20 protein-coding genes and 1 pseudogene are annotated in these 23,779 nt (G+C 74.4%); 9 read left to right on the top strand and 12 right to left on the bottom strand.

Annotated elements, in window-relative coordinates; genetic code table 11:
* Positions 1-24 precede the first annotated feature (24 nt).
* Genes egtB through egtD form a run of 3 tightly spaced genes read left to right on the top strand, consistent with a single transcriptional unit; the run spans position 25 to position 3,130 of the window.
* Positions 25-1,386, top strand: coding sequence for an ergothioneine biosynthesis protein EgtB (gene egtB / locus ACN20G_RS01410; protein ID WP_424215324.1), 1,362 nt, complete (start codon positions 25-27; stop codon positions 1,384-1,386).
* Positions 1,386-2,150, top strand: a complete 765-nt coding sequence (gene egtC, locus ACN20G_RS01415) for an ergothioneine biosynthesis protein EgtC (protein WP_424210848.1) — start codon at positions 1,386-1,388, stop codon at positions 2,148-2,150. Before egtB ends, egtC begins: the two co-directional genes overlap by 1 nt.
* Entirely contained in the window at positions 2,147-3,130 is a 984-nt protein-coding gene (egtD, locus tag ACN20G_RS01420) for an L-histidine N(alpha)-methyltransferase (RefSeq protein WP_424210849.1), read from the top strand. Before egtC ends, egtD begins: the two co-directional genes overlap by 4 nt.
* A 326-nt stretch (positions 3,131-3,456) precedes the next feature.
* Here the strand turns inward: egtD and ACN20G_RS01425 are convergent.
* The 4 genes and pseudogenes from ACN20G_RS01425 to ACN20G_RS01440 form a co-directional block, all read right to left on the bottom strand.
* Positions 3,457-4,071, bottom strand: a pseudogene (locus ACN20G_RS01425) (lysophospholipid acyltransferase family protein); the annotation flags it as partial.
* On the bottom strand, positions 4,068-4,901 hold the full coding sequence (locus ACN20G_RS01430; protein ID WP_424210850.1) for a GNAT family N-acetyltransferase: 834 nt from the start codon (positions 4,899-4,901) through the stop codon (positions 4,068-4,070). The gene ACN20G_RS01430 and the pseudogene ACN20G_RS01425, both read right to left, overlap by 4 nt.
* Positions 4,902-5,248: 347 nt before the next feature.
* On the bottom strand, positions 5,249-6,517 hold the full coding sequence (locus tag ACN20G_RS01435) for an extracellular solute-binding protein (RefSeq protein WP_424215325.1): 1,269 nt from the start codon (positions 6,515-6,517) through the stop codon (positions 5,249-5,251).
* 405 nt (positions 6,518-6,922) lie between these two features.
* On the bottom strand, positions 6,923-7,138 hold the full coding sequence (locus ACN20G_RS01440) for a dodecin (protein ID WP_424210851.1): 216 nt from the start codon (positions 7,136-7,138) through the stop codon (positions 6,923-6,925).
* A 98-nt stretch (positions 7,139-7,236) separates the two neighbouring features.
* Here ACN20G_RS01440 and ACN20G_RS01445 point away from each other — a divergent pair, with 98 nt between their 5' ends.
* Positions 7,237-8,307 carry an MsnO8 family LLM class oxidoreductase gene (locus tag ACN20G_RS01445; protein ID WP_424210852.1) on the top strand — a complete coding sequence of 357 codons (1,071 nt, stop codon included), beginning with the start codon at positions 7,237-7,239 and terminating at the stop codon, positions 8,305-8,307.
* 10 nt (positions 8,308-8,317) lie between these two features.
* Entirely contained in the window at positions 8,318-10,753 is a 2,436-nt protein-coding gene (locus ACN20G_RS01450) for an ATP-binding cassette domain-containing protein (protein WP_424210853.1), read from the top strand.
* Positions 10,754-10,763: 10 nt separating this feature from the next.
* On the opposite strand, the gene ACN20G_RS01455 is transcribed toward ACN20G_RS01450, so the two are convergent.
* The 5 genes from ACN20G_RS01455 to ACN20G_RS01475 all read right to left on the bottom strand — a co-directional run bounded on the left by ACN20G_RS01455 (position 10,764) and on the right by ACN20G_RS01475 (position 15,750).
* Positions 10,764-11,342: a hypothetical protein gene (locus ACN20G_RS01455; protein WP_424210854.1), complete on the bottom strand. Its 579-nt coding sequence runs from the start codon at positions 11,340-11,342 to the stop codon at positions 10,764-10,766.
* A gap of 168 nt (positions 11,343-11,510) precedes the next feature.
* Positions 11,511-12,146 (bottom strand): hypothetical protein, encoded by a 636-nt coding sequence (locus tag ACN20G_RS01460; RefSeq protein ID WP_424210855.1) that lies wholly within the window; start codon positions 12,144-12,146, stop codon positions 11,511-11,513.
* 162 nt (positions 12,147-12,308) lie between these two features.
* Positions 12,309-13,058, bottom strand: coding sequence for a succinate dehydrogenase/fumarate reductase iron-sulfur subunit (locus ACN20G_RS01465; RefSeq protein ID WP_424210856.1), 750 nt, complete (start codon positions 13,056-13,058; stop codon positions 12,309-12,311).
* Positions 13,055-15,043 carry a fumarate reductase/succinate dehydrogenase flavoprotein subunit gene (locus ACN20G_RS01470; protein WP_424210857.1) on the bottom strand — a complete coding sequence of 663 codons (1,989 nt, stop codon included), beginning with the start codon at positions 15,041-15,043 and terminating at the stop codon, positions 13,055-13,057. Before ACN20G_RS01470 ends, ACN20G_RS01465 begins: the two co-directional genes overlap by 4 nt.
* A gap of 2 nt (positions 15,044-15,045) precedes the next feature.
* Complete coding sequence (locus tag ACN20G_RS01475; RefSeq protein WP_424210858.1) at positions 15,046-15,750, bottom strand: succinate dehydrogenase; 705 nt, start codon at positions 15,748-15,750, stop codon at positions 15,046-15,048.
* 96 nt (positions 15,751-15,846) lie between these two features.
* Here ACN20G_RS01475 and ACN20G_RS01480 point away from each other — a divergent pair, with 96 nt between their 5' ends.
* Positions 15,847-16,752 (top strand): LysR family transcriptional regulator, encoded by a 906-nt coding sequence (locus tag ACN20G_RS01480; protein WP_424210859.1) that lies wholly within the window; start codon positions 15,847-15,849, stop codon positions 16,750-16,752.
* A gap of 26 nt (positions 16,753-16,778) precedes the next feature.
* On the opposite strand, the gene ACN20G_RS01485 is transcribed toward ACN20G_RS01480, so the two are convergent.
* Positions 16,779-17,465, bottom strand: a complete 687-nt coding sequence (locus ACN20G_RS01485) for a TetR/AcrR family transcriptional regulator (RefSeq protein ID WP_424210860.1) — start codon at positions 17,463-17,465, stop codon at positions 16,779-16,781.
* 131 nt (positions 17,466-17,596) lie between these two features.
* On the opposite strand from ACN20G_RS01485, the gene ACN20G_RS01490 reads away from it, so the two are divergent.
* Positions 17,597-18,715, top strand: coding sequence for an FAD-dependent monooxygenase (locus ACN20G_RS01490; RefSeq protein ID WP_424210861.1), 1,119 nt, complete (start codon positions 17,597-17,599; stop codon positions 18,713-18,715).
* 84 nt (positions 18,716-18,799) lie between these two features.
* Here ACN20G_RS01490 and ACN20G_RS01495 read toward each other — a convergent pair whose 3' ends face one another.
* Positions 18,800-20,971 carry a putative bifunctional diguanylate cyclase/phosphodiesterase gene (locus tag ACN20G_RS01495; RefSeq protein ID WP_424210862.1) on the bottom strand — a complete coding sequence of 724 codons (2,172 nt, stop codon included), beginning with the start codon at positions 20,969-20,971 and terminating at the stop codon, positions 18,800-18,802.
* Positions 20,968-21,795: an SAM-dependent methyltransferase gene (locus ACN20G_RS01500; protein WP_424210863.1), complete on the bottom strand. Its 828-nt coding sequence runs from the start codon at positions 21,793-21,795 to the stop codon at positions 20,968-20,970. The genes ACN20G_RS01495 and ACN20G_RS01500 overlap by 4 nt, the downstream gene beginning before the upstream one ends.
* Before the next feature lie 316 nt (positions 21,796-22,111).
* On the opposite strand from ACN20G_RS01500, the gene ACN20G_RS01505 reads away from it, so the two are divergent.
* On the top strand, positions 22,112-22,801 hold the full coding sequence (locus ACN20G_RS01505; RefSeq protein ID WP_424210864.1) for a hypothetical protein: 690 nt from the start codon (positions 22,112-22,114) through the stop codon (positions 22,799-22,801).
* A 30-nt stretch (positions 22,802-22,831) separates the two neighbouring features.
* Entirely contained in the window at positions 22,832-23,599 is a 768-nt protein-coding gene (locus tag ACN20G_RS01510) for a DUF4239 domain-containing protein (RefSeq protein WP_424215326.1), read from the top strand.
* Positions 23,600-23,779 lie beyond the last annotated feature (180 nt).

Below are 23,779 nucleotides of genomic sequence, written 5' to 3' on the forward strand. Positions count from 1 at the left end.
TCCCCCGCGAACCCCGTGAACCCCGTGACCCCCGCGACCCCGCCGAACCCGACGGCCGCGCCCCCTTCCCCGCCCACGGCCCCCGCCGCGCCGGCGCCCGGCTCACGCGAGCACGCCGCAGCCGAGCTGATCGCCGCCCGTGAGCGCACCGCGGCCCTGACCGACGCCGTCCCCGACCCCGACCTGGTCGCCCAGCACTCCCCCCTGATGTCGCCGCTGGTCTGGGACCTGGCGCACATCGGGAACATGGAGGAGCTGTGGCTGCTGCGCCGGGTCGCCGGCCGGTCCGCGCTCCAGCCCGAGCTGGACCCCCTCTACGACGCGTTCGAGCACCCGCGCGCCGAACGCCCCAAGCTGCCGCTGCTGCCGCCGAAGGAGGCCCGCGCGTACACCGCCGAGGTGCGCGGCCGGGTCCTGGACCTCGTGACGAGCGCCCCCTGGGAGGGCTCGGAGCTGCTGGCCGACGGTTTCGTCTTCGGGATGATCGCCCAGCACGAACAGCAGCACGATGAGACCATGTTGATCACCCATCAGCTGCGGCAGGGGCCGCCCGCGCTGGCGGACCCCGCGCCCGCCGTCGCACCCCCGGGACCCCCGCTGCGGGCCGAGGTGCTGGTGCCGGGCGGCCCGTTCACGATGGGCACCTCCACCGATCCCTGGTCCCTGGACAACGAGCGCCCGGCCCACGTGCGGGAGGTCGCGCCCTTCCATCTCGACACCACCCCGGTCACGAACGCGGCCTACCTGGCGTTCATGGCCGACGGGGGGTACGAGGACCCGCGCTGGTGGCTGCCGGCCGGCTGGGAGCAGATCCGGGCGCACGGGATCACCGCCCCGCTGTTCTGGCACCGCGAGGGCGGCCAGTGGCTGCGGCGCCGGTTCGGGCGGGTGGAGCCGGTGCCGGCCGAGGAGCCGGTGGTGCACGTCAGTTGGTACGAGGCCGACGCCTGGGCCCGGTGGGCGGGCCGGCGGCTGCCGACGGAGGCCGAGTGGGAGAAGGCCGCGCGGCAGGACCCGGCGGACGGGAGCGTGCGCCGGTGGCCGTGGGGGGAGGCCGAGCCCACGCCCGAACGCGCGAACCTGGGCCAGCGGCTGCTCCGGCCGCTGCCGGTGGGCAGCCTGCCGGCGGGGGCGTCCCCGCTGGGCGTGCACCAGTTGATCGGCGACGTGTGGGAGTGGACGGCGAGCGATTTCACCCCGTACCCGGGGTTCCGGCCGTTCCCGTACCGCGAGTACTCCGAGGTGTTCTTCGGCCCCGAGCACAAGGTGTTGCGGGGCGGTTCCTTCGGGGTGGCGCCGGTGGCCTGCCGGGGCACGTTCCGCAACTGGGACCTGCCGGTGCGCCGCCAGATCTTCGCCGGGTTCCGCACCGCGAGGGACGTCTGATGTGCCGTCATATCGCTTATGTGGGGCCTGCGTTGACCATCGGACGGTTGGTGTTCGAGCCGCCGCACGGGTTGCTGCGCCAGTCGTGGGCGCCGCGCCGGCAGCGGCACGGCACGGTCAACGCCGACGGCTTCGGCCTCGGCTGGTACGCGCCGGGGGACCCGCGCCCGGCCCGCTACCGGCGGGCGACCCCGATCTGGGGCGACGAGGGCGCGGCGGACCTGGCGCGGGTGGTGCGCACGCACGGGCTGCTGGCCGCCGTGCGGGACGCGACCCGGCCGGGCGCGGACGGGGAGGCGGCGGCCGCGCCGTTCGCGGCCGACGCCTGGCTGTTCAGTCACAACGGGATGTTGCCGGGGTGGCCGGAGGGGCCGGCGGTGGAGCTCGCGGCCCGGGTGCTGCCGGCGCGGGCCCTGTGGGAGTCGGCGGCCCGGACCGATTCGGCCCTGGTGTGGGCTCTGGTGCTGGAGCGGCTGCGGGCCGGTCGGGAGCCGGGCGCGGCGCTGGTGGAGACGGTCGCGGAGCTGGCGCGGGCGGCGCCCGGCGCCCGGCTCAACCTGCTGCTCACCGACGGGGTCCGGATCCACGCCACGGCGTGGGGGGACTCGCTGTGGTGGCGTGCGGGGCCGGAGCCGGGCGGCACGGTGGTGGCCTCCGAACCTTTCGACGACGAACCCGGCTGGCGGGAGGTCCCGGACCGCACCCTGGTCACGGCGGACCCGGCCGGCGCGGTATTGACGGCTTTCGAGGAGAGTGTCCGGTGAGCGAGTTCAGTCTGACGAGGACCCTGGACGAGGACGCGGCCGAGCGCGCGCTGCGCGCCGACGTGGCCGAGGGGCTGACCGGGGCGGTGAAGTCGCTGCCGCCGAAGTGGTTCTACGACGCGCGGGGCAGCGAGCTGTTCGAGGAGATCACGCGGCTGCCGGAGTACTACCCGACGCGGGCGGAGCGGGAGATCCTGCGGGCGCGGGCCGGGGAGATCGCGCGGGCGAGCGGGGCCCGGACCCTGGTGGAGCTGGGTTCGGGGTCCTCGGAGAAGACCCGGCACCTGATCGAGGCGCTGCCCGAGTTGTCGGTGTACGTGCCGGTGGACGTGAGCGAGAGCGCCCTGTTGGGGGCGGCGGAGGTGCTGCGCGCGGAGCATCCGGGGCTGCGGGTGGCGGCGTTGTCGGCGGACTTCACGGCCCCGTTGACGCTGCCTCGGACACCGGGGCCCCGGCTGGTGGTGTTCCTGGGCGGCACGATCGGGAACCTGGCGCCGCGGGAGCGGGCGGGGTTCCTGCGGTCGGTGCGGGCGATGCTCGCGCCGGGGGACGCGCTGTTGTTGGGCACAGACCTGGTCAAGGACGAGGCGACGCTGGTGGCCGCGTACGACGACGCGGCCGGGGTCACGGCGGAGTTCGACCGGAACGTGCTGGCGGTGGTGAACCGTGAGCTGGACGCCGACTTCCCGCTCGACGCCTTCGCGCACGTGGCGGTGTGGAACGCCGACCGGGAGTGGATCGAGATGCGGCTGCGGGCCCGGCGGGCCCTGTCGGTGAAGGTCCGGGCCCTGGACCTGGTGGTGTCCTTCGCGGCCGGGGAGGAGATCCTGACGGAGATCTCGGCGAAGTTCCGTCAGGAGGGGGTGCGAGCGGAACTGGCTGCGGCGGGGCTTGAGTTGACGCACTGGTGGACGGACACGGCGGGCCGCTTCGCGTTGTCCTTGGCCGTGGCGGGCGAGGAGCCGGCGCCGGCCGCCTGAGGCCGGCTGGGGGGCCCGTTCCGCGCGGGCCGCGTCCGACCCGGGTCGGCCTCCCCCAGGGGGACGCCGGCCCGGGTCAGGGCGGTGCGGGCGGTGTGGGCCAGGGCCCGGCGGTCGACGTGCCGGCCGGGGGGTATCGCGGGCAGGACGCGCAGTTCGGCGCGGATGCCCCGAGCGCGGGCGACCCGCCACAGCGAGGCGGTGAGCGGGTCGTCGCCGACGAACGCGGGGGCCGCGGCGCGCCCCCCGTCGGGGCGCAGGTAGCGGACGGTGAGGGGGCGTACGGGAACCCCGGCGTCAAGGGCGGCCTGGAAGGGGGCGCGGCGGAACCGGCCGCCCGTCCGACCGCACCAGGTGCTGCCCTCGGGGAAGACGAGGACGCGGTCGCCGGCGCGCAGGGCGGCGGTGAGCGCGGCGACGGTGGCGGGCAGGGCGCGGATCCGGTCGCGGTCCACGAACAGGGTGCCGGCGCGGGCGGCGAGGCCGCCCAGGACCGGCCAGGCGCCGATCTCGCTCTTGGCGAGGACGCGGCCGGGGGCGACGGCGGCGATCAGGGGGATGTCGAGCCAGGAGACGTGGTTGGCGACGAGGAGCGTGCCGCCGCCCGGGGCGTTCGGGTCGACGCGGAACGCGCTGGGGTCGGGCAGGTCGGGGCGGACGCCGACGGCGCGGAGCACGGCGCGGGCGAAGGCGGTGGTGAGGCGGTGCCGGCGGGCGGCGGGCAGGGCGCGGGTGGGGGCGGCGCCGAGGATCCCGACGAGGATCACGAGGGCGAGGGCGGCGAGGCGCAGCACGGCCCGCGCGAGCCCGGCCCGGTCGCGCTCCCGGCCCGCGCGGGTCTCGTCGGGGCCGGTCTCGGGGGCGGTCTCGTCGGGGCCGGGGACGGCGCAGGCGGCGGGGGTGCAGGGCGCGGTGGGCAGCCAGACGCTCACGGGTCTCACTCCGCCGGCGCCAGGGAGAGGAAGTGGCGCAGGTAGCGGGGGTTGGTGCGCCGCAGGGAGAGCAGCACGAAGAGGTCGGCGCAGTCGAACTCGGGGTCGTGGGCGGGTTCCCCGCAGACCCAGGCGCCCAGTCGCAGGTAGCCGCGCAGCAGGGCGGGCAGGGCGTTCCGGCCGGCGCCGGCGGGGGTGACGTGGGCGGGGTCGGGGGTCCAGGGGCGGTGCGGGGTGACGCGGTGTTCGGCGGGGGCGAGGGCCTGGGCGAGGGTGGTGGCGCGGGCGTCGGCGGCGAGCCGGCCGCCGTCGGCCAGTGGCACGGAGCAGCAGCCGGCGAGCCAGGTGTGGCCGCCGCGTTCCATGTAGCGGGCGAGGCCGGCCCAGATGAGGGCGATGACGGCGCCGTCGCGGTGGTCGGGGTGGACGCAGGAGCGGCCGACCTCCACGAGCTCGGAGCGGATCGGGGCGAGGGCGGAGAGGTCGAACTCGGTCTCGGAGTAGAGCCGGCCGGCCGCGGCGGCCCGTTCGGGCGGCAGGATCCGGTAGGTGCCGACAACCTGGCCGCTGTGGCGTTCCAGCACCACGAGGTGGTCGCAGTGGGCGTCGAACTCGTCGCTGTCGAGTCCGGGTTCGGGGCCGTCGAGGCGGGCGCCGTACTCGCCGGCGAAGACCTGGTGGCGCAGGCGTTGGGCGGCCCGGACCTCGTCGGCGTCGCGGGCGAGGCGGACGGTGTAGGCGGGGGGTTCGGCGGGGCCGGTGGGGGCGAGGGCCCGCAGGGGGGTGCGGGGGCGGGGGACGGCGGCCGGGTCGACGATCGGGAGCGGGGCGACGGTCATGGCGTCTCCAGGTGCGCGCGGCGGGAGGCCGCTCCCGGGTGTGCGGGGGCGGCATCTCGTTTCTTCCGTGCGGTGCTGGAATCGACGTGACCGGTCGGCGACGGGGCGGTGTGGGGATGCCCAATGGTGGGTTCCGGCCGGCGGGCCGTCCGGGGACGGTGGGGGTCCGGGGGCGCGCGGGGCCGCGTGGGGTTCGGGGCACGCCTTCCGGGCCCGCGGCCGCCCGCCCGCGCCGGAAGGGGGAGGGGACGGCGGGGGCGGGCGGGGGCCGCCGGGCGGGGGGGCCGCGGCGGCGGGACCGGGCGCGCGGGTGGTCGGCGGGCGCGCCCGGGGTCGTGCGGGTGGGCTCAGCGGTCGGAGTTGAGCACGTCGGAGATGGCGGTGGAGGCGGTGCGGCCGGCCTCCTTGGGGTCCTTGCCGCCGAGGACGGCGGTCATGAACGGCTTGACGGGGTTCTTGGCCTCGACCTCGGCCCAGCGGGCGGAGTTGGGGGTGGCGCGGCCCTGGGCGGCGCCGGGTGCCATGGCGGAGACGCCGGGGTTGTCCTTGACGAGGTGGGCGAGGGTGTTCTTGTTGGGGACGTAGCTCATCTCGTGGGCGAGGTCGGTCTGCCACTTCTCGCTGATGAGGGAGCTGACGAGGTCGATGGCCCCGGCGCGGTTGCCGGTCCGCTCGGGGATGATCAGGTCGGAGCCGCCGGTGAACACGGCGCCGGCCTTGTCGGCGGCCTTGCCGGGGATCGGGAACACGCCGAGGCGGCCCTTGAGGGCGGGATTGGCCTCCTCGATCTCGCCGATCGCGCCGGGGGTGGCGATGATCTGCCCGATCCCGCCCTTGGCGAAGACCTCGGCCTGGGGCGGGGTCTCCTCGTCGGCGCCCTTGGGTCCCTTGCCGAGGGCCTGGAGCTGCTTGTAGAAGTCCATGGCGGCGGCGGAGGCGTCGCTGTCGAGGCCGGCGACCCACTTGCCGCCGGTCTCGGTGGCGAAGTCGCCGCCCTCGTCCCACAGGAACCCGGCGTAGACGTACCAGTTCTGGCCGGGGAGGTAGATGCCCTGGGTGTCGCCCTTGTTGATCTTCTCGGTGGCGGCGATCCACTCGGCCCGGGTCTTGGGCGGGGTCTTGACGCCGGCCTCCTCGAAGATCTGCTTGTCGTAGACGACGACGCGGTTGGCCGCGTACCAGGGCACGCCGAACTGGGCGCCGTTGAGCTGGCCGGGGTCGGCCAGACCCCGGAGCCAGTCCCGGCCGCCCCATTTGCCCAGGGATTCGAGGGTGAGTTCGGTCAGGCCGCCGGTCTCGATGTACTGGGCGACCTGGGTGTTGCCGACCTCGATGACGTCGGCGGTCTCCTTGGACTCCCCCTTGAGGACGGCGTTGACCTTGGCGCCGATGCCGGTCCACTCCTGGATCTTCACCTGGAGGTCGTAGTCCGGGTGCTCCTCCTCGAAGCTCTTGGTGAAGCGCGCGACGAACTCGTCCGAGGCGCTGCCCTTCATCAGCCAGAGGGTGACCGTCCGGCGGCCACCCGGGGCGTCGTCGCCCCCGAACGGGTTGCAACCGGTCACGGTCGCCGCGGTCACGGCCACGAAGGCCGTGCTCACGGCAAGCAAGCGCATCTTCACGAAGGTCACCTTCTGGGGGGCGTTCTCAGATGGCTTGAAATTGGCATAGACCAATAGGTCGGTCAAGGGTCTTTCGCCGGGGATTGTCTTCGCAAAACCCCCGAACCACCACGACCCGCACACCAGTTGCGCACATCTGTGCCACATTCCCCACCCCCCGTTTCACCAAGTGAACCGGACCAATCGCATGATAGGTGACCAACCGTCACCAAGGGGCGCCCCACTCGCCACCCACGATCCATACCGGTCGGGCGGCCGAAAATGCCGCCTCCCCCTCCCCCGGACACCGATTCCGGCCACCCCCGGGCACGCCGATACGGGGCCGCCGACCGCGCGATGCGCGCCGTCGACGACCCCGCCGCCGCCCGCCCGGACCCGACCCCGGGCCCGGCCCCGGGCTCAGTCCTCCGCGTCGAGCCGGAAGCCCACCTTCATGCCCACCTGGAAGTGCGCGACCCGCCCGTCCTCGATGTGCCCCCGGACCTCCGTGATCTCGAACCAGTCCAGCCCCCGCAGCTTCTCCGCCGCCCGCGCGATCCCGTTGCGCACGGCCTGGTCCACCCCCTCGGGGGAGCTCCCGACGATCTCCGTCACCCGGTACACGTGGTCTGCCATGGGACTGCCTCCTCGCTCCGCCGTCCCCTCCACAGTGCCCCCGGGCCCCCGCGCCCGCGAGTCGGGAATCCCGCGCGCCCGTACGCGTTGACCCGAACATGAGCCCTCGCACGCGCCCCGCCGACGAACCCTTCCTGCACGGTCGGGTCTCCCTCCTCGACCGCTCTCGCACCCGCGTCGGCGAGGAACCCGGCCGGGCCCTGCGCGACACCGTGGCCGCCGCCCGCGCCGCCGACGACCTCGGCTACCACCGGTTCTGGGTCGCCGAGCACCACTCCGTGCCCGGGGTCGCCGGCTCCGCCCCCACCGTGCTGGCCGCCGCCGTGGCCGCCGCCACCCGCGGCATCCGGGTGGGCACCGGCGGGGTCATGCTCCCCAACCACTCCCCGTTCGTCGTCGCCGAACAGTTCGGCGTCCTCGAATCCCTCTTCACGGGCCGGATCGACGTGGGCGTGGGCCGCTCGGTGGGCTTCACCGAGGGGGTCCGGCGCGCCCTGGGGCACGACCGCGAGGACGCCGACCGCTTCGAGGAGCAGCTCGCCGAACTCCTCGACTGGTTCGACGGCACCCGCGCCGCCCACCCCGGCGTGCACGCCCGGCCCGCCGAGGGCCTGCGCCCGCCCGTGTTCGTGCTGGCCACCGGCGAGGGCGCGGGCATCGCCGCCCGCGCCGGCCTGCCCCTGGTCGTCGGCGACCTGCGCCGGCGGGCGCGGGTCGCGGAGATCGTGGAGCGCTACCGCGAGGAGTTCAAGCCCGGGCCCCGTGCCGAGCACCCCCACGTCGTGATCTCCGGGACCGTCGCCATCGCCGACACCGAGGCCGCCGCCCACCGGATCCTCGCCCCTGAGGCCCGCTCCACCGCGTACGCGGCCGCCCGGGGCGAGTTCCCGCCGCTGATCCCGGCCGAGGAGGTCGACCCGTCCACGATGGGCCGAAAGGAGCGCGAACGCTACGAGGACGCCCTCACCGGCCACATCGTCGGCACCGAGACGGAGGTGGCCGCCGCGCTGGAACGCGCGGTCGCGGACACCGGGGCGGACGAGCTGCTGATCACCACCAGCGCCCACGACCGCGCCGCCCTCGCCGACAGCACCGCCCGCCTGGCCCGCCTGCTCGGCCTGCGCCCTCGCACCCCGACCCCGGCCGCGGGCGCACCGGCCGTTCACTAAAATGGGGCGAATGCGCCCCGAGCACCCCGTACCCGCCCACCCCGCCGACCGCGACCCCTTCATCAGGATCCTCGGGGCCCGCGAGCACAACCTGCGCGGCGTGGACGTGGCGATACCCCGCGACGCGCTCACCGTCTGCACCGGGGTCTCCGGCTCGGGCAAGTCCTCCCTGGCCTTCGCCACCCTGTACGCCGAGGCCCAACGCCGATACTTCGAGTCCGTCGCCCCCTACGCCCGCCGGCTCATCCACCAGGTGGGCGCCCCCAAGGTCGGCGACGTGACGGGGCTGCCGCCCGCCGTCTCCCTCGAACAGCGCCGCTCCCAACCGGGCTCCCGCTCCTCGGTCGGCACCGTCACCATGCTCTCCAACAGCCTGCGCATGCTGCTCTCCCGCGCCGGCTCCTACCCCGAGGGCGCGGCCCGCCTCGACTCCGACGCCTTCTCCCCCAACACCCCCGAGGGCGCCTGCCCGCACTGCCAGGGCCTGGGCCGCGTGCACCGCACCACCGAGGAACTGATGGTGCCCGACCCGTCGTTGAGCATCCGTCAGGGCGCCATCGCGGCCTGGCCGGGGGCCTGGCAGGGCAAGAACCTGCGCGACGTGCTCGACGCCCTCGGGCACGACGTGGACCGCCCCTGGCTCGAACTCCCGGCCGCCGAACGGGAGTGGATCCTGTTCACCGACGAACGCCCGGTGGTCACCGTGCACCCCGTGCGGGACGCCGACCGCATCAACCGGCCCTACCAGGGCACCTACACCAGCGCCCGCGCCTGGGTGCTCAAGACCTTCGCCGACACCCGCAGCGCGAGCCTGCGGGCCCGCGCCGAGTCCTTCCTCGTGGACGCGCCCTGCCCCGTGTGCGCCGGCGCCCGGCTGCGCCCCGAGGCCCTCGCCGTGACCTTCGCCGGACACGACGTGGCCGCCCTCGCCGCGCTGCCGCTGGCCGAACTCGACCCGCTGCTCGCGGACGCGGAGGGCGAACCGCACCCGAACGGGCTCACCGGGGCGGCCGCCGAGGCGGCCCGACTGCTCTTGGCCGATCTGCGGGCCCGGATCGCACCCTGTCTGGAACTGGGTCTCGGACACCTCTCGACCGATCGCCCCGCGCCGACCCTGTCCGCCGGGGAACTCCAACGCCTGCGTCTGGCCGCGCAGTTGCGCTCGGGCCTGTACGGGGTGGTGTACGTGCTGGACGAGCCCTCGGCCGGTCTGCACCCCGCCGACACCGAGGCCCTGCTCGGGGTCCTGGACCGGCTGCGGGCGGCCGGGAACACGGTGGTCGTGGTGGAGCACCAGCGGGCGGTGGTACGGCGGGCCGACTGGCTGGTGGAACTGGGACCGGGCGCCGGCGAGCACGGCGGACGGATCCTGTGGGCGGGCCCCCCGGAGGGCCTGGCCGGCGTGCCGGACTCCCCCACCGCCCGGTTCCTGGACCCGCACCCGCCGGCCCGCCGCGCCGCCGACCGCCGGAAGCCGCGCGGCGCGGTGCGCCTGTCCGACGTGCGCCTGCTGAACCTGGACGGGGTGGACGTGGACTTCCCGCTGGGGGTGTTCACGGCCGTCACCGGGGTCTCGGGCTCCGGGAAGTCCACCCTGGTCGGACGGGCCCTCGCGGAGGAGGTCGCGGCGCGCGCGGAGGACCCCGGATTCCCGGTGCGGCGCACGGTACGGGTGGACCAGAAGCCCATCGGCCGCACCCCCCGCTCCAACCTCGCCACGTACACCGGCCTGTTCGACGTGGTGCGCCGACTCTTCGCCGGCACCGAGGAGGCCCGGGAGCGCGGCTGGAAGGCCGGCCGCTTCTCGTTCAACGTGCCCGGCGGACGCTGCGAGACCTGCCAGGGCGAGGGCTTCGTCTCGGTGGAGCTGCTGTTCCTGCCGACCACCTACGCGCCCTGCCCGGACTGCGCCGGCAGCCGCTACTCCCCCGAGACCCTCACCGTGCGGTGGCGGGGCCGCACCATCGCCGAGGTGCTGGACCTGACGGTGGAGGCGGCGGCGGAGTTCCTGGCCGGGGAACCGGCGGCGGCGCGCGCCCTGCGGGCCCTGGAGGGCGTCGGACTGGGCTACCTGCGGCTGGGACAGCCGGCCACGGAGCTGTCCGGCGGTGAGGCCCAACGGGTGAAACTGGCCTCGGAGCTGCGGCGCTCGGCCCGCGAACACACCCTGTACCTGCTGGACGAACCGACCACGGGACTGCATCCGGCGGACGTGGCGGTGCTCGCGGACCGGCTGCACTCCCTGGTGGACGCCGGGCACACGGTGGTCGTGGTGGAGCACGACATGTCGGTGGCGGCGGGTGCCGACTGGGTGGTGGACCTCGGACCGGGCGGCGGCGCGGCCGGCGGCCGGGTGGTGGCCGAGGGCCGCCCGGAGGACGTGGCCCGCACCCCGGGCAGCCGCACGGCCCCCCACCTCTCCCGCGCCCTGCGCGGGGAGCTCTGAGCCGGCGGGGTCAGCCCCGCGGCTCGGCTCGGAGTCGCTCGACGAAGGCGCGCAGGACCTCGGGCCGGCGGTCATCCAGCACCGACTTGGCCTCGGCCCGGAGCTCGGGCGGGGTGGTCGGGGCGCCGATCAGTCGGGCGATCGCCACCGCGTCGTCCTGGTACCGGAGCTTGGGGTGCTCGACGTGACGGAAGTGGTTCGCCGAGCGCCCTTCGCGGAACACCGCCAGCGCACCGCGCTCCACGCCTCGGTCGTCGTGCTTCCGGGCGAGGGAGAGGGCCCGGGCGGCCCACACGTGGTCGTCGTCGGACTGCTGCTTGGGGTACTCGACGTCCAGGAACCGGCGCAGCGCCTCCGGGGTGCCGACGGCCAGGGCGGCCTCGGCCGCCTGCGTGACCCCGCGGTCGCCGGCCTTGCGCGCCGCGTCGAGGATCCGCTCGACCTCGGCGCGGTCCGCGCCCGGGTCACGGGTGACGACGCCGGTCGGGGCCGGTGCCGGGCCGAAGGCCGCCGCCGGGCCGGCGAGGAGGACCACGGGCGCCAACACGGCGACCGCGGCGGTCAGGAGGGTACGGGTACGGGTCTTCACAACGCGTTCCTTTCGCGAACCGATCATGTGATCGTTCGCAAGGTATGCGGCGCCACCGACAGCCGATCCGAGGCCCGATCCGAAACCCTCACAGGCCCTTCGACCCGGAAGAAAGCCCAGGTCGCAGGCGGGTGCGGGCCTTCCGGCCGACCCGCCCCGACCCCACCCTCACGCGTCCCCCGGCAGCAGGTGTTGGGGGGTTTCGCGGAAGGTCCAGACGCCGGCGGTGCGGGTGAGGGTCCACAGGACGTCGAAGCGGTCGGGCCAGTCCGCGGGGAGGCCGACGGCCCGGTCCGCGCCGAGGGCGCGCACGAGTTTGGGCAGGGCGGGCCGGTCCCAGCAGATCAGGACGGGGCCCTTCGCGGCGAGGGCGGCGGCGGCCGTCTCGCGTTCCCGGCCGGGTCCGTCCGGGCCGCGCAGGGGCAGGCGCAGGGCGCCGGCCAAGGGGGTGAGGGTCTGTCGGCAGCGGGGCAGGCCGCCGGCGGCGAACAGGGCGGTGGGGCGGGGCGGGCGGCCGGCGCGGGCGGGGGCGAAGAGTTCGGGCAGGGCCTCGGCCCGGCGCCGGCCGCGCGAGGCGAGCGAGCCCGCGTCCTCCTCCCCGTCGTCGCCCTCGCCCACGTCCCCGGGGACGGGTTCCTCGGCGTTGCGCAGCAGCAGGACCACCGCGTCGGGGGCGGCGGCGGGGCCGGGCGCGGGGTGGGTGGGGGCGTCCTCGGCCGCGCAGCCGGCGAGGAGCAGCGGGGCGAGGGCCGCCAGCAGGGTGCGGCGGCTGGGGGCGGGGGCCGGGGCGGGTGGCTGGCGCATGGGGCCCACTGTCGCCCACGGTCGGCGGGGCGGGCGGGTGCGGCGCGGCGGGGCGGGCGGGGGTGGCCCGGTCGGAGCAGTGTCGGACGCGCCGGTGCCCACCGGGGAGGCGTCCGGTGGGCACGGCGGGCCGGGGGCCGGGGAGCTTGGGCAGGGGGTCGCTCAGCGGCCTCCGGTCTTGCGCAGCGCCCGCAGCCACTCGCGGTTCATGGTGGTGATGGAGGTGAGCGGGATGCCCTTGGGGCAGGCGGTGGCGCACTCGCCGGTGAGGGTGCAGCCGCCGAAGCCCTCGGCGTCCATGGTGGCGACCATGTCCAGGACCCGGGTCTCGCGTTCGGGCGAGCCCTGCGGCAGCACGTTCAGGTGGTTGACCTTGGCGGAGGTGAACAGCATCGCGGAGCCGTTGGGGCAGGCCGCGACGCAGGCTCCGCAGCCGATGCACTCGGCGTGTTCGAAGGCGAGGTCGGCGTCGGCCTTGGGGACGGCCGTGGCGTGGGCCTCGGGTGCGGAGCCGGTGGGGGCGGTGATGTAGCCGCCGGATCCGATGACCCGGTCGAAGGCGCCGCGGTCGACGACGAGGTCGCGGACCACGGGGAAGGCGGCGGCGCGCCAGGGTTCCACGTCGATGGTGTCGCCGTCGGCGAAGGAGCGCATGTGGAGCTGGCAGGTGGTGGTGCGCTCGGGTCCGTGGGCGTCGCCGTTGATGACGAGGCTGCACGCTCCGCAGATGCCCTCGCGGCAGTCGTGGTCGAAGGCCACGGGGTCCTCGCCGCGCAGGATGAGGTCCTCGTTGAGGGTGTCCAGCATCTCCAGGAAGGACATGTCCTCGGAGATCCCGTCCACGGGGTAGGTGGTCATGGCGCCGGGGGCGTCGGGGCCGGTCTGGCGCCAGACGCGCAGGGTGAGCCTCATGCGTAGCTCCGCTGGGTGGGGTGGACGTACTCGAAGACGAGGTCTTCGCGGTGCAGGACGGGGGCGGCGCCGGTGTCGGTGAACTCCCAGGCGGCCGCGTAGGCGAACTCCTCGTCGCGGCGGGCGGCCTCGCCGTCGGGGGTCTGGGACTCCTCGCGGAAGTGGCCGCCGCAGGATTCGGCGCGGTGCAGGGCGTCGAGGCACATCAGCTCGGCGAGTTCGAGGTAGTCGACGATCCGGTTGGCCTTCTCCAGCGACTGGTTGAACTGCTCGCCGGTGCCGGGGACCTTGATCCGGCGCCAGAACTCGGCGCGGATCTCGGGGATCCGGGCGAGTGCGGTGCGCAACCCCTCGTCGGTGCGGGCCATGCCGCAGTGCTCCCACATGAGCTCGCCGATCTCGCGGTGGAAGCTGTCGGGGGTGCGGTCGCCGTCGACGGCGAGGAGGCGGGCGATGCGGTCGCGGGTCTCGGTGACGGCGGCGGCGACCTCGGGGTGGTCGGCGTCGGGGGTGTCGTGGCCGGGGTGGCGGGCGAGGTAGTCGTTGATGGTGGCGGGGAGCACGAAGTAGCCGTCGGCGAGGCCCTGCATGAGGGCGGAGGCGCCGAGGCGGTTGGCGCCGTGGTCGGAGAAGTTGGCCTCGCCGATGGCGAACAGGCCGGGGACGCTGGTCTGCAGGTCGTAGTCCACCCACAGGCCGCCCATCGTGTAGTGGACGGCGGGGTAGATCCGCATGGGGACCTCGTACGGGTTCTCGGCGGTGATCCGCTCGTACATGTCGAAGAGGTTGCCGTACTTCTCGGCGACCTTCTCGCGGCCCATGCGGCGGATGGCGTCGGCGAAGTCGAGGTAGACGCCCTGGCCGCCGGGTCCGACGCCGCGGCCCTCGTCGCAGACGTTCTTGGCGGCGCGGGAGGCGATGTCGCGGGGGACGAGGTTGCCGAAGGAGGGGTAGATCCGCTCCAGGTAGTAGTCGCGTTCGTCCTCGGGGATCTCGGCGGCGGGCCGGGTGTCGCCGTGGGCCTTGGGGACCCAGATCCGGCCGTCGTTGCGCAGGGACTCGCTCATCAGGGTGAGCTTGGACTGGTGGTCGCCGGTGCGCGGGATGCAGGTGGGGTGGATCTGGGTGAAGCAGGGGTTGCCGAACCAGGCGCCGCGCCGGTGGGCCCGCCAGACGGCGGTGGCGTTGGAGTTCATGGCGTTGGTGGAGAGGTAGAAGACGTTGCCGTAGCCGCCGGTGGCGAGGACGACGGCGTCGGCGAAGTGGGTGCCGATCTCGCCGGTGATCAGGTCGCGGGCGACGATGCCGCGGGCCCGGCCGTCCACGACGATCAGGTCGAGCATCTCGGTGCGGGCGTGCATCTCGACGTTGCCGGCGGCGATCTGTCGGGAGAGGGCCTGGTAGGCGCCGAGGAGGAGTTGCTGGCCGGTCTGGCCGCGGGCGTAGAAGGTGCGGGAGACCTGGACGCCGCCGAAGGAACGGGTGTCGAGGAGGCCGCCGTACTCGCGGGCGAAGGGGACGCCCTGGGCCACGCACTGGTCGATGATCTGGACGGAGATCTCGGCGAGGCGGTGCACGTTGGACTCGCGGGCCCGGAAGTCGCCGCCCTTGACGGTGTCGTAGAAGAGGCGGTGCACGGAGTCGCCGTCGTTGCGGTAGTTCTTGGCGGCGTTGATGCCGCCCTGCGCGGCGATGGAGTGGGCGCGGCGCGGGGAGTCGGAGAAGCAGAACTGGACCACGTGGTAGCCCTGTTCGGCGAGGGTGGCGCCGGCGGAGCCGCCGGCGAGTCCGGTGCCGACGACGATGACGGTGTGCTTGCGTCGGTTGGCGGGGTTGACGAGTTTGGCCTCGAAGCGGCGGCGGTTCCAGCGTTCGGCGACGGGTCCTTCGGGGGCCTTGGTGTCGCGGGCGGGTTCGCCCACGGTGTAGTCGGCGTAGGGCGGCCGGGGGGTCTCGGTCGCGAGGGTGGTGCGGTTCTCGGGCATGGTCAGTTCACCACTCCGGTCATGACGCCGACGGGCACGGCGACGAAGCCGGTGAAGAGGACGAGGGCGAGGGCGTTGGCGGCGAGGCCGAGCGCCTTCTCGCGGCGGGCGTGGCCGGCGCCGAGGCTGTGCGCGGCGCTGCGGAAGCCGTGGCGCACGTGCAGGCCGAGGGCGGCCATGGCCACGAGGTAGATGGTGTTGCCGTACCAGGTGGAGAAGGTGGCGAGGACGTTCTCGTAGGGGTGGCCGGCCCAGGCGCGTTCGTTGACCGTGAGGGTGGTCAGGTCGAGCAGGTGCCAGACGATGAACAGGCCGAGGATGACTCCGCCCCAGCGCATGGTGCGGGTGGCGTAGCTCGCGCGCGGGCGTTTGTGGGCGTAGCGCACGGGGCGGGCGCGGATGTCGCGGCGGCTGAGCTGGTACGCGCAGACGCCGTGGGCGACGACGGCGACCACGAGCACCACACGGACGATCCACAGGGCCCACTCGTGGTGCAGGAAGGGCGCGCCGAGGGTGCGCAGCCAGTGGGCGTAGCCGTTGAACTCCTCGGCGCCGAAGAAGATCTTGAGGTTGCCGAGCATGTGCAGCACCAGGTAGCCGAGCATGATCAGCCCGGACACCGCCATCACGGCCTTCTTGCCGAGCGTGGAGTCCCAGAGGGTGCGGGGGAGGGACGGTTTTCGGGGCGTCCGGGTTGCCAATGCCATGTTCTCGACCGTAGGGACGAAGGTCCCGAAAGGTCCAAGACATGATGGTGCTCATGTTGATAGGCCCTGCCTATGCAGGGCCTCTACGCTGGGAGGATGCAGTTCCAACAGTTGGTGTATTTCGTCGCCGTGGCCGAGACCCGACACTTCACGCGGGCGGCGGAGCGGGTGCACGTGGCGCAGCCCTCGCTGTCGCAGCAGATCAAGGCGCTGGAGCGGGAGCTGGGGGCGGAGCTGTTCCGGCGGGCCCGGGGGAACATCGCGTTGACGGACGCGGGCGAGGCGCTGTTGCCGTTGGCGCGCCGGATCCTGGCGGACGCGGACACGGCCCGGTTGGAGGTGCAGGAGCTGGCGCTGTTGCGGCGCGGTCGGGTGCGCCTGGGGGCGACGCCGAGCCTGTGCACGGGGCTGGTGCCGGAGGTGTTGCGGGCCTTCCACGCCGCGCATCCGGGGATCCGGCTGATCGTGCAGGAGAGCGGGTCGCGGGACCTGGTGCGGGAGCTGGCGCGGGGCGAGCTGGACCTGGCGCTGATCACGTTGCCGTTGCCGCCGGCGGCGCCGGCGTTGACCACGGTGGTGTTGTTGACGGAGGACCTGGTGGTGATCTCCTCGGCGGACCGGCCGGCGCCGGGCGGGGGCCGGCCGCTGACGGTGGCGGGGCTGCGGGAGGAGTCGCTGGTGATGTTCCGGCACGGCTACGACCTGCGGGAGATGACGGTGACGGCCTGTCGGGCGGCCGGGTTCGAGCCCTCGTTCACGGTGGAGGGCGGGGAGATGGACGCGGTGGTCGGGTTCGTGCGGGCCGGGCTGGGGGTGGCGGTGGTGCCGGAGATGGTGGCGGAGCGGGCCGGGTCGGGGGTGCGGACGACCCCGTTGGCGGGGGCGCCGCTGCGGCGCACGGTGGCCTTGGCGCACCGTACGGACGTCGCCCCGCCCCGGGCGGCGCGCGAGCTGCGCCGGATGCTGCTGGGCGGGGGCCTGGTGCGGGGCGCCGGGGGCTGAGGCGGGTAGGGGCGGGCGTGGGTCGTTCAGGGGCGGGCGGCGGCGGTCAGGGCAGAGGGTGTCAGGGCGGGGGTGAGGCCGCAGGCGAGCAGGTCGAAGGCCCGGTCGGCGGCGGCGTGGGCGAGGGGGGCGGCCTCGTCGGCGGTGCGTCCGGCGCGGATCAGCTCCCACGCGGCCCGGCCCAGTTCGTGCCGGGTGGTGATCAGGTGCAGGGCGCCGAGCCGGGCCACGAGGGGGTCGGCGCCCTCGGCGCCGAGGGCGTCGGCGAGCAGGTCCACCTCGCGGGTGGTGTAGCGGGCCATGCCCTCGGCGAGTTCGGGGGTGGCGTGCAGCAGTTCCATGTAGGCCAGCACGCCGGGGTGGTCGCAGAGGCCGGTGATGGGGTCGCGCGCGTCGAGGCCGGCCCGGTGGGCCAGGCGCAGGGCGGTCACGGGGTCCTGTCCGGCGGGGCGTTCGCGGACCAGGCGGGCGGCCTCGTCCTGGTGGTCGGCGAACCGGTCCAGGACCAGGTCCTCCTTGGTGGGGAAGTAGCGGAACAGGGTGGGTTTGGAAACCTCGGCGGCCCGCGCCACGTCGGCCACCGACACCTCGGCGAACCCGCGCTCCAGGAAGAGTTCCAGGGCGGTGCTCGCCAGCCGCGCGCGGGTGCGCGCCTTCTTCGTCTCGCGCAGCGATCCCTCCGCCGCGCCCGCGTTCTCGTCGCTCGTGGTCACCCCGCGAGCTTAACCCCACTCGTTCCCGGGTCACTTTCATTACCCGGTTGCATTTTTTACCGGGTTGCGTTTTCATTGAGGTCGAAGGGCGACGGACACGGCGGAGGCATGCGATGAGGAAGAACGGCACCGTGAGGAAGAACGGCACCGTCCCGGCGGGGCGGGCGAACCCCGAGGTCCTGGTGGTCGGCGCCGGGCCGACGGGATTGACCCTGGCCTCGGCCCTCGCGGCGAACGGGGTGCCGGTCCGGGTCCTGGACGCGCGGTCGGGGCCCCACCGGGAGTCGCGGGGCAAGGGGCTGCACGAGGACACCCTGGCCCTGCTGGACTCCCTGGGCGCGGGCGAGCGGGTGCGGGCCGCCGGGCGGCGCGGGATCACGCTGCGCAAGTACTTCGACGGCGAGTTCGTCGCGGACACCGAGGTGCCGGACGGCCTGGTGATCGGTCAGTGGCGCCTGGAGGAGGCGCTGCGCGGGCACCTGGCGGGGCTGGGGGTCTCGGTGGAGTACGGCAGGGCGGTGACGGAGCTGTGGTCGGACGTGTCCGGCGGCGGGGTGCGGGACTCCTCGGGGGAGGTCGTGACCTTCCGCTATCTCGCGGGCTGCGACGGCGGCCGCAGCGCGGTGCGCCGACTGACGGGCATCGCCCTCGACGGGGTGACGGCGGACGCGGCGGAGATGTCGGTGGGCGACGTCCGGGCTCCCGGCCTGGACCGGGACCATTGGCACCAGTGGTTCACCTCGGCGGGCGAGGGCGTCCTGATGTGCCCGATACCGGGGACGGAGATGTTCCAGATCCAGACCGGTGTCGAACACGACGAGGGGGGCGTGCTGCGGCCGGTCTCCCTCGCCTTCCTCCAGAAGCGTCTGGACCGGTGCGCGGGCCCGACGGGGATCCGGCTGTCGGATCCGACCTGGCTCTCCTCGTGGCGCCCGAACCTGCGGCGGGCCCGCTCGCTGCGTCGCGGACCGGTCTTCCTCGCGGGGGACGCGGCGCACGTGCACCCGATCGCGGGCGGTCAGGGGATGCGGGCGGGCCTCGCGGACGCCGTGGCCTTGGCCGACGCCCTGGCCGAGGCGCTGCGGGCCGGCGACCGGACGGCGGCCGGGGCCGCCGAGGACCGTTACGAGGCGGCCCGGTCCCCCGCCGCGGACGAACTCCTGCGGGACACCGCGGCCCGGCACGCCCGCGTCATGCGGGCGGTGCGTCGACCGGGCCGGGGCACGGAGGTGGGCCTGACCCCCGCGTGACCCCCGCGGCCGGGGCCGGGGTGGGCGCTGGGGCGGGGTGCCCGGGGCGTGGTCCGTGGCGGCGGACCAGGCCCGGCGGCGGGATCAGCTCGCGTCGCTGAGGCTGAGGGTGTGGATGCGGTCGGGGGCCCCGGGGCGGGCGTAGTACCAGCCCTGGGCCGTGTCGCAGCCAAGGGCCCGCAGTTGCGCGGCCTGCACCCCGGTCTCCACGCCCTCCACGGTGACGGCCAGCGAGAGGCTGTGGGCCAGGGCGACGATCCCTTCCACGATCTTCAGGTCCACCGGGTCGGCGGGCTGGCGCTGCATCCCCTGGGTGAAGGAGCGGTCCAGTTTGAGCACGCTGACCGGCAGCCGGCGCAGGTTGGCCAGGTTGGAGTAGCCGGTCCCGAAGTCGTCGAGGGCGATGTCCACGCCGAGGTCGGCGAGTCGGCGCAGCGGTTCGAGGAGGGCGTCGTCGGCCCCGATCAGGGCGGACTCGGTCAGCTCCAGGCAGAGGGATCCGGGTTCGAGTCCCTCCTGTTCGAGCACGGCGACGGTGTCGGCCACCAGTCCGGGGTGGTGGAGCTGGGTGGGCGAGAGGTTCACGTTGACCCGCAGCGCGCCGCCGTGGTCGCTCTGCCAGATCCGCGCCTGGCGCACCGACTCCTCCAGCACCCACCGGCCCAGCGGCACGATGAGGCCGGTGCGTTCGGCGAGCGGGATGAACCGGTCCGGGCCGAGCACCCCGTGCTGGGGGTGGGACCACCGCACGAGGGCCTCGGCCCCGCGCACCGTCCCGTCGTGCAGGTGCACCAGCGGCTGGTACTCGATGAAGAACTCGCCCCGTTCGAGGGCGGCGGGAAGGGCGGTGGTCAGGCCGTGCCGGGTGATGGCTCGGGCGTCGGCCTCCGCGTCGGCGAACTCGAAGCGGTTGCCGCCGGCGGCCTTGGCCCGGTACATGGTGATGTCGGCGCTGCGCAGCACCTCGGCCGGGGTCCGCTCCCCCGCCGGGCCCTCCACGATCCCGATGCTGCCGCGCACGGTGAGTTCCCTGCCCTCCAGCCGGATCGGGGTGGAGAGGGCGCCGAGGATCCGCAACGCGAGTTCGGTGACCTCGTGCTCGGTGTCGGTGCCGGTGGTCAGGGCCACGAACTCGTCGCCGCCGAGCCGCGCCACGACCTCGCCGGGCCCGGTGGTGCAGCTCTGCAAGCGGTCGGCGACCTCCACCAGCAGGCGGTCCCCCGCCGAGTGCCCGAGGCTGTCGTTGACGGCCTTGAAGCCGTCGAGGTCGAGGTAGCACAGCCCGAACCGGCCCTTGCCCGCGAGCGCCTTCTCCAGGCGTTCGAAGAACAGGGTGCGGTTGGGCAGGCCGGTGAGGGCGTCGTGGGTGGCCTCGTAGCGCAACCGCAGGTTGAGCAGCCGGCGTTCGGTGGTGTCCTCCATGAGGGCGAGCTGGTACTGCGGCAGGCCCTCGGGGTCGCGCAGCAGGGAGACGGTGAGGTTCGTCCACAGGACGGTGCCGTCGCGCCGGTAGTAGGGCTTCTCGGCCCGGTAGTGCTCCCGTTCGCCCCGGACCAGTTCCTCGTACATCCGCCACACGGTCGGCGCGTCGTCGGGGTGGCCCCACTCGCTGATGTTGTGGCCCCGCAGGTGGTGTTCCAGGCCGCCGAACATCCGCAGCAGGGTGTCGTTGACCTCCAGGATGTTCCCCTGGAGGTCGGCGATCCCGATGCCGACGGCGGCGCCCTCGAACACCGCCCGGAACCGGGCCTCGCTGGCGTGCAGGGCCTGTTGGGCGTCGCTGCGGGCGGTGAGGGCCGAACGGGCGATGGCCTCCTGTTCCCGCAGGGTGCGCTCACGCAGGGCGCGGGCGAAGCCGGCGGCGATCCCGTGCTGCAGGCGCGCGCAGCGGGCCCGGTACTCCTCCGCCTCCTCGGTGCCCGCGCCCTCGGGGCCGCAGTACAGCACGAGGTAGGACTCGACCACGCCGAGGGTGCCCGAGAGCACCTCGGGGTCGGTGCAGTGCAGGTCGACGAGTCCGGCCCCGACCCCGTGGGCGACGGTGGGGTCGAAGGGGCGGGCGTACAGGGCGCGGCTCAGCACGCGGGCCGGTCCGAGCAGGTGCTCCTCGAATTCCGCGCGGGTGAGCGAGGTGGCGGTGGCGGGGAAGATCGCGCGGCTCCAGATGCGGGCGAACCGGGCGATCCGGTCCTCCGTCCCCGCCCGGTGCGCGGGAGTGTGGGCGCCCCCGTCGGGCGCCCGGGCCGGGAGTCTCACGCGAGGCGTCCCACGCCGGCGAATCCGGAGGAGCCGTAGGGGTCCTCGGGGCGCGGTTCCGTGTCGCCCTCGGGGGTCTCGGGTCGCCAGAGCGGCATCGGGACCACGCCCGGGTCGAGCAGCTCGAACCCGTCGAAGAAACGTGTCACCTCGGCCTTGGAGCGCATGATCAGGGGGTTCTTGATCTCGCGGTAGACGCCCACGGTGCCGCCCGCGACCTCCTGGGGCAGCGGGATGCCCTCGTAGGAGGCGTGGGTGAGGATCAGCATGCTGCCGGGGGCGAGGGCGGCGCGGAGTTCGGCGACGGCCTCGTAGGGGTCGTCGGAGTCCTCGACGAAGTGCAGGACGGCGACGAGCAGCAGGGCCACCGGGCGGGAGAGGTCGAGCAGTCCGGTGGTCTCCGGGCTGTCCAGGATCTCCCGGGGCTTGCGGAGGTCGCCGGCGAGGATGGTGGCGTCGGCGGCCCCGTCGAGCACGGCACGGCTGTGCGCGACGGCCACCGGGTCGTGGTCCACGTAGACCACGCGGGCCTCGGGGGTGGCGGCGCGGGCGACCTCGTGGACGTTGCCGAAGGTGGGGATACCGGAGCCGATGTCGAGGAACTGCGTGATGCCCTCGGCGGCGGCGTGTCGGACCGCGCGGCGCATGAACGCGCGGTTCGCCTGCATCACCTTGGGCAGGCCCGGCATGAATTCCATGGCCCGTCGCGCCGCTTCGCGATCGACCTCGAAATTGTGCGATCCGCCCAGATAGTAATCATAGATGCGGGACACGCTGGGCACCGATATGTCGATGCCGGCAGGGGCCCAGTCGGGGCGCTCCATCGAGGTCTCCAAGACGTAGTCCGACCGGGTGCCGGAACCGCCCCCGGTGTGCTGTGGTGCCGAATGTACTGATCATCCGACGACCGGGCGAGCAAAAGCGGAAATCACCGATCCGTTCTTGGTCACACGGCAAAGCGAAGTGCTCGACTCGCGTCACTTCGTGATCGGTCAGGATCAAACTCTGGCGTGAATGCGCGGGTCCGCGAACGGCCGCGTTCGATTTTGGCTCAAACCTCCCCCTCCCCAAGATCCCCCGTTCAGGCGAACCGTACGCGATCCCCCCGCGCGCGGGCGTACGCGGGCCCATGCTCCCCGGGTGAACAGACCCCTTGCCCGGCGCCTGATGGTGGCCCCGGTCCTGCTGTGGGTCGCCTTGGGCGCGACTCCGGCCGCGGCCTCGGGCGGCTGCGCGACGGCATCGATCACGGTGGAGACGGGCGACGTCTCGGTCTCCCTCGTCGCGGCCGGCGGCCACGGCGGACACTGCTGCGGACACCACGGGCGCCCGGGCCGACCCCACGGCGGACACGGGCACCACCCGTGCGAGCCGCCCCCGCCCTGCCCGCCGAAACCGTCGCCCACCCCGACGCCCACGCCCACACCGACCCCCACCCCCAAGCCGACCCCGAAGCCGACCCCGACACCCACGCCCACCCCGAAGCCGACCCCCACCCCGAAACCGACCCCGAAGCCGAAACCACCGCCGAAGCCCACGCCCCCGCCCGCCCCGACCCCGCGCCCCACCCCACCGCCCCGGCCCCTCGTGGCCCCGGCGCCGCCGCCCCCGCCGGTCGTGGTCCGACGCGCCCCGGCTCCGCCGCCCGCGCCGGAGCCCACGCCCACCCCGACCCTCGCTCCGCGCCCCGCCGCCCGGCCGGTCGCGCTGCCCCACTACCGGCCGCCGGCCCGCCGCAAACCGGCCGAACACCACATCTCACCCCTCACCTTCACCCTGCTCACCGCCGCCCCCGCCGTGTTCGCGATCGTCGCGCTCCGGCCGCGGTAGACCCACCGACCCACCGATTTGGGAGTCATGTTGTCGGAATGGCTCGTCCTGTCCCTCGCGATGGCCGCCGCCTGTGTCGTGGTCCTGACCATCGCGTTCCTCAGCAACCGCAGACTGCGCGAGGACGACGACCCCAGTGAGACCCCCGACGTCATCGAGTACATGACGATGATGATCGGCGTGATCTACGCGATCGTGCTGGGCCTGGCGATCGCCGGCGTCTGGGAGGGCCGCGGGGCCGCCCAGGAGTACGTGCGCGCCGAGGCCCAGGCCCTGCACGAGGTGAGCGCCCGCGCCCAGGTGTATCCCTCGGACGTGCGGGCCCGGATCCGCACCGACGTGGACACCTACGTGACCTACGTCGTGAACACCGAATGGAAGGAGATGGCCGAAAAGGGTCGGCTCAGCGACAAGGGGACCGCGCTCCTGGAGAAGATCCGGCGCGACGTCACCGACTACCAGCCGGCCAACGACCACGAGGGCCAGGCATACCAGCCGCTCGTCGACCAGGTCGCCATCGCCGACGACGCCCGTTCCGGACGCGCCGCGAGCGCCTCGGACACCATGCCCGGGGTGGTGTGGTTCGGGCTGATCATCGGGGCCCTCATCACGGTCGGCATGATCTTCACCCTGCAGATCCGCCGCACCTTCCGCGAGATGCTGCTCGCGGGCCTGTTCAGCGCCCTGATCGCGTTCCTGCTGTTCCTGATCTGGGACTTCGACGCCCCCTTCGGCCGGGGCCTGGCGGCCACCGCCGAACCCTTCCTCACCCAGTTCCCGCACCTCGGCCTGGACTGAGCCCCGGGCCACGAGCCCACCCGCGCGCCCGCGTCCACACGCGGCGGGCCGAACCGGGGAGCCACCCCGTGCGCCTCCCCGGTTCGGCCCACACCCGTGACCCGTTCGCCCGACCCTGATCGCGGGTGACGGGCCGCGCGCCTAGCGTGACGCACGTCGAGGCGACCGCCCCCTCACACG

Origin of the sequence: Streptomyces dryopteridis (genome assembly GCF_049606955.1) — a bacterium.
Classification (GTDB): Bacteria; Actinomycetota; Actinomycetes; order Streptomycetales; family Streptomycetaceae; genus Streptomyces.

Coding starts and splice junctions, on each gene's coding strand:
- egtC (WP_424210848.1), top strand. CDS start 1,386: ATGTGCCGTCATATCGCTTATGTGGGGCCTGCGTTGACCATCGGACGG.
- ACN20G_RS01430 (WP_424210850.1), bottom strand. CDS start 4,901: ATGACCGTCGCCCCGCTCCCGATCGTCGACCCGGCCGCCGTCCCCCGC.
- ACN20G_RS01435 (WP_424215325.1), bottom strand. CDS start 6,517: ATGCGCTTGCTTGCCGTGAGCACGGCCTTCGTGGCCGTGACCGCGGCG.
- ACN20G_RS01440 (WP_424210851.1), bottom strand. CDS start 7,138: ATGGCAGACCACGTGTACCGGGTGACGGAGATCGTCGGGAGCTCCCCC.
- ACN20G_RS01445 (WP_424210852.1), top strand. CDS start 7,237: ATGAGCCCTCGCACGCGCCCCGCCGACGAACCCTTCCTGCACGGTCGG.
- ACN20G_RS01450 (WP_424210853.1), top strand. CDS start 8,318: ATGCGCCCCGAGCACCCCGTACCCGCCCACCCCGCCGACCGCGACCCC.
- ACN20G_RS01460 (WP_424210855.1), bottom strand. CDS start 12,146: ATGCGCCAGCCACCCGCCCCGGCCCCCGCCCCCAGCCGCCGCACCCTG.
- ACN20G_RS01465 (WP_424210856.1), bottom strand. CDS start 13,058: ATGAGGCTCACCCTGCGCGTCTGGCGCCAGACCGGCCCCGACGCCCCC.
- ACN20G_RS01470 (WP_424210857.1), bottom strand. CDS start 15,043: ATGCCCGAGAACCGCACCACCCTCGCGACCGAGACCCCCCGGCCGCCC.
- ACN20G_RS01475 (WP_424210858.1), bottom strand. CDS start 15,750: ATGGCATTGGCAACCCGGACGCCCCGAAAACCGTCCCTCCCCCGCACC.
- ACN20G_RS01480 (WP_424210859.1), top strand. CDS start 15,847: ATGCAGTTCCAACAGTTGGTGTATTTCGTCGCCGTGGCCGAGACCCGA.
- ACN20G_RS01500 (WP_424210863.1), bottom strand. CDS start 21,795: ATGGAGCGCCCCGACTGGGCCCCTGCCGGCATCGACATATCGGTGCCC.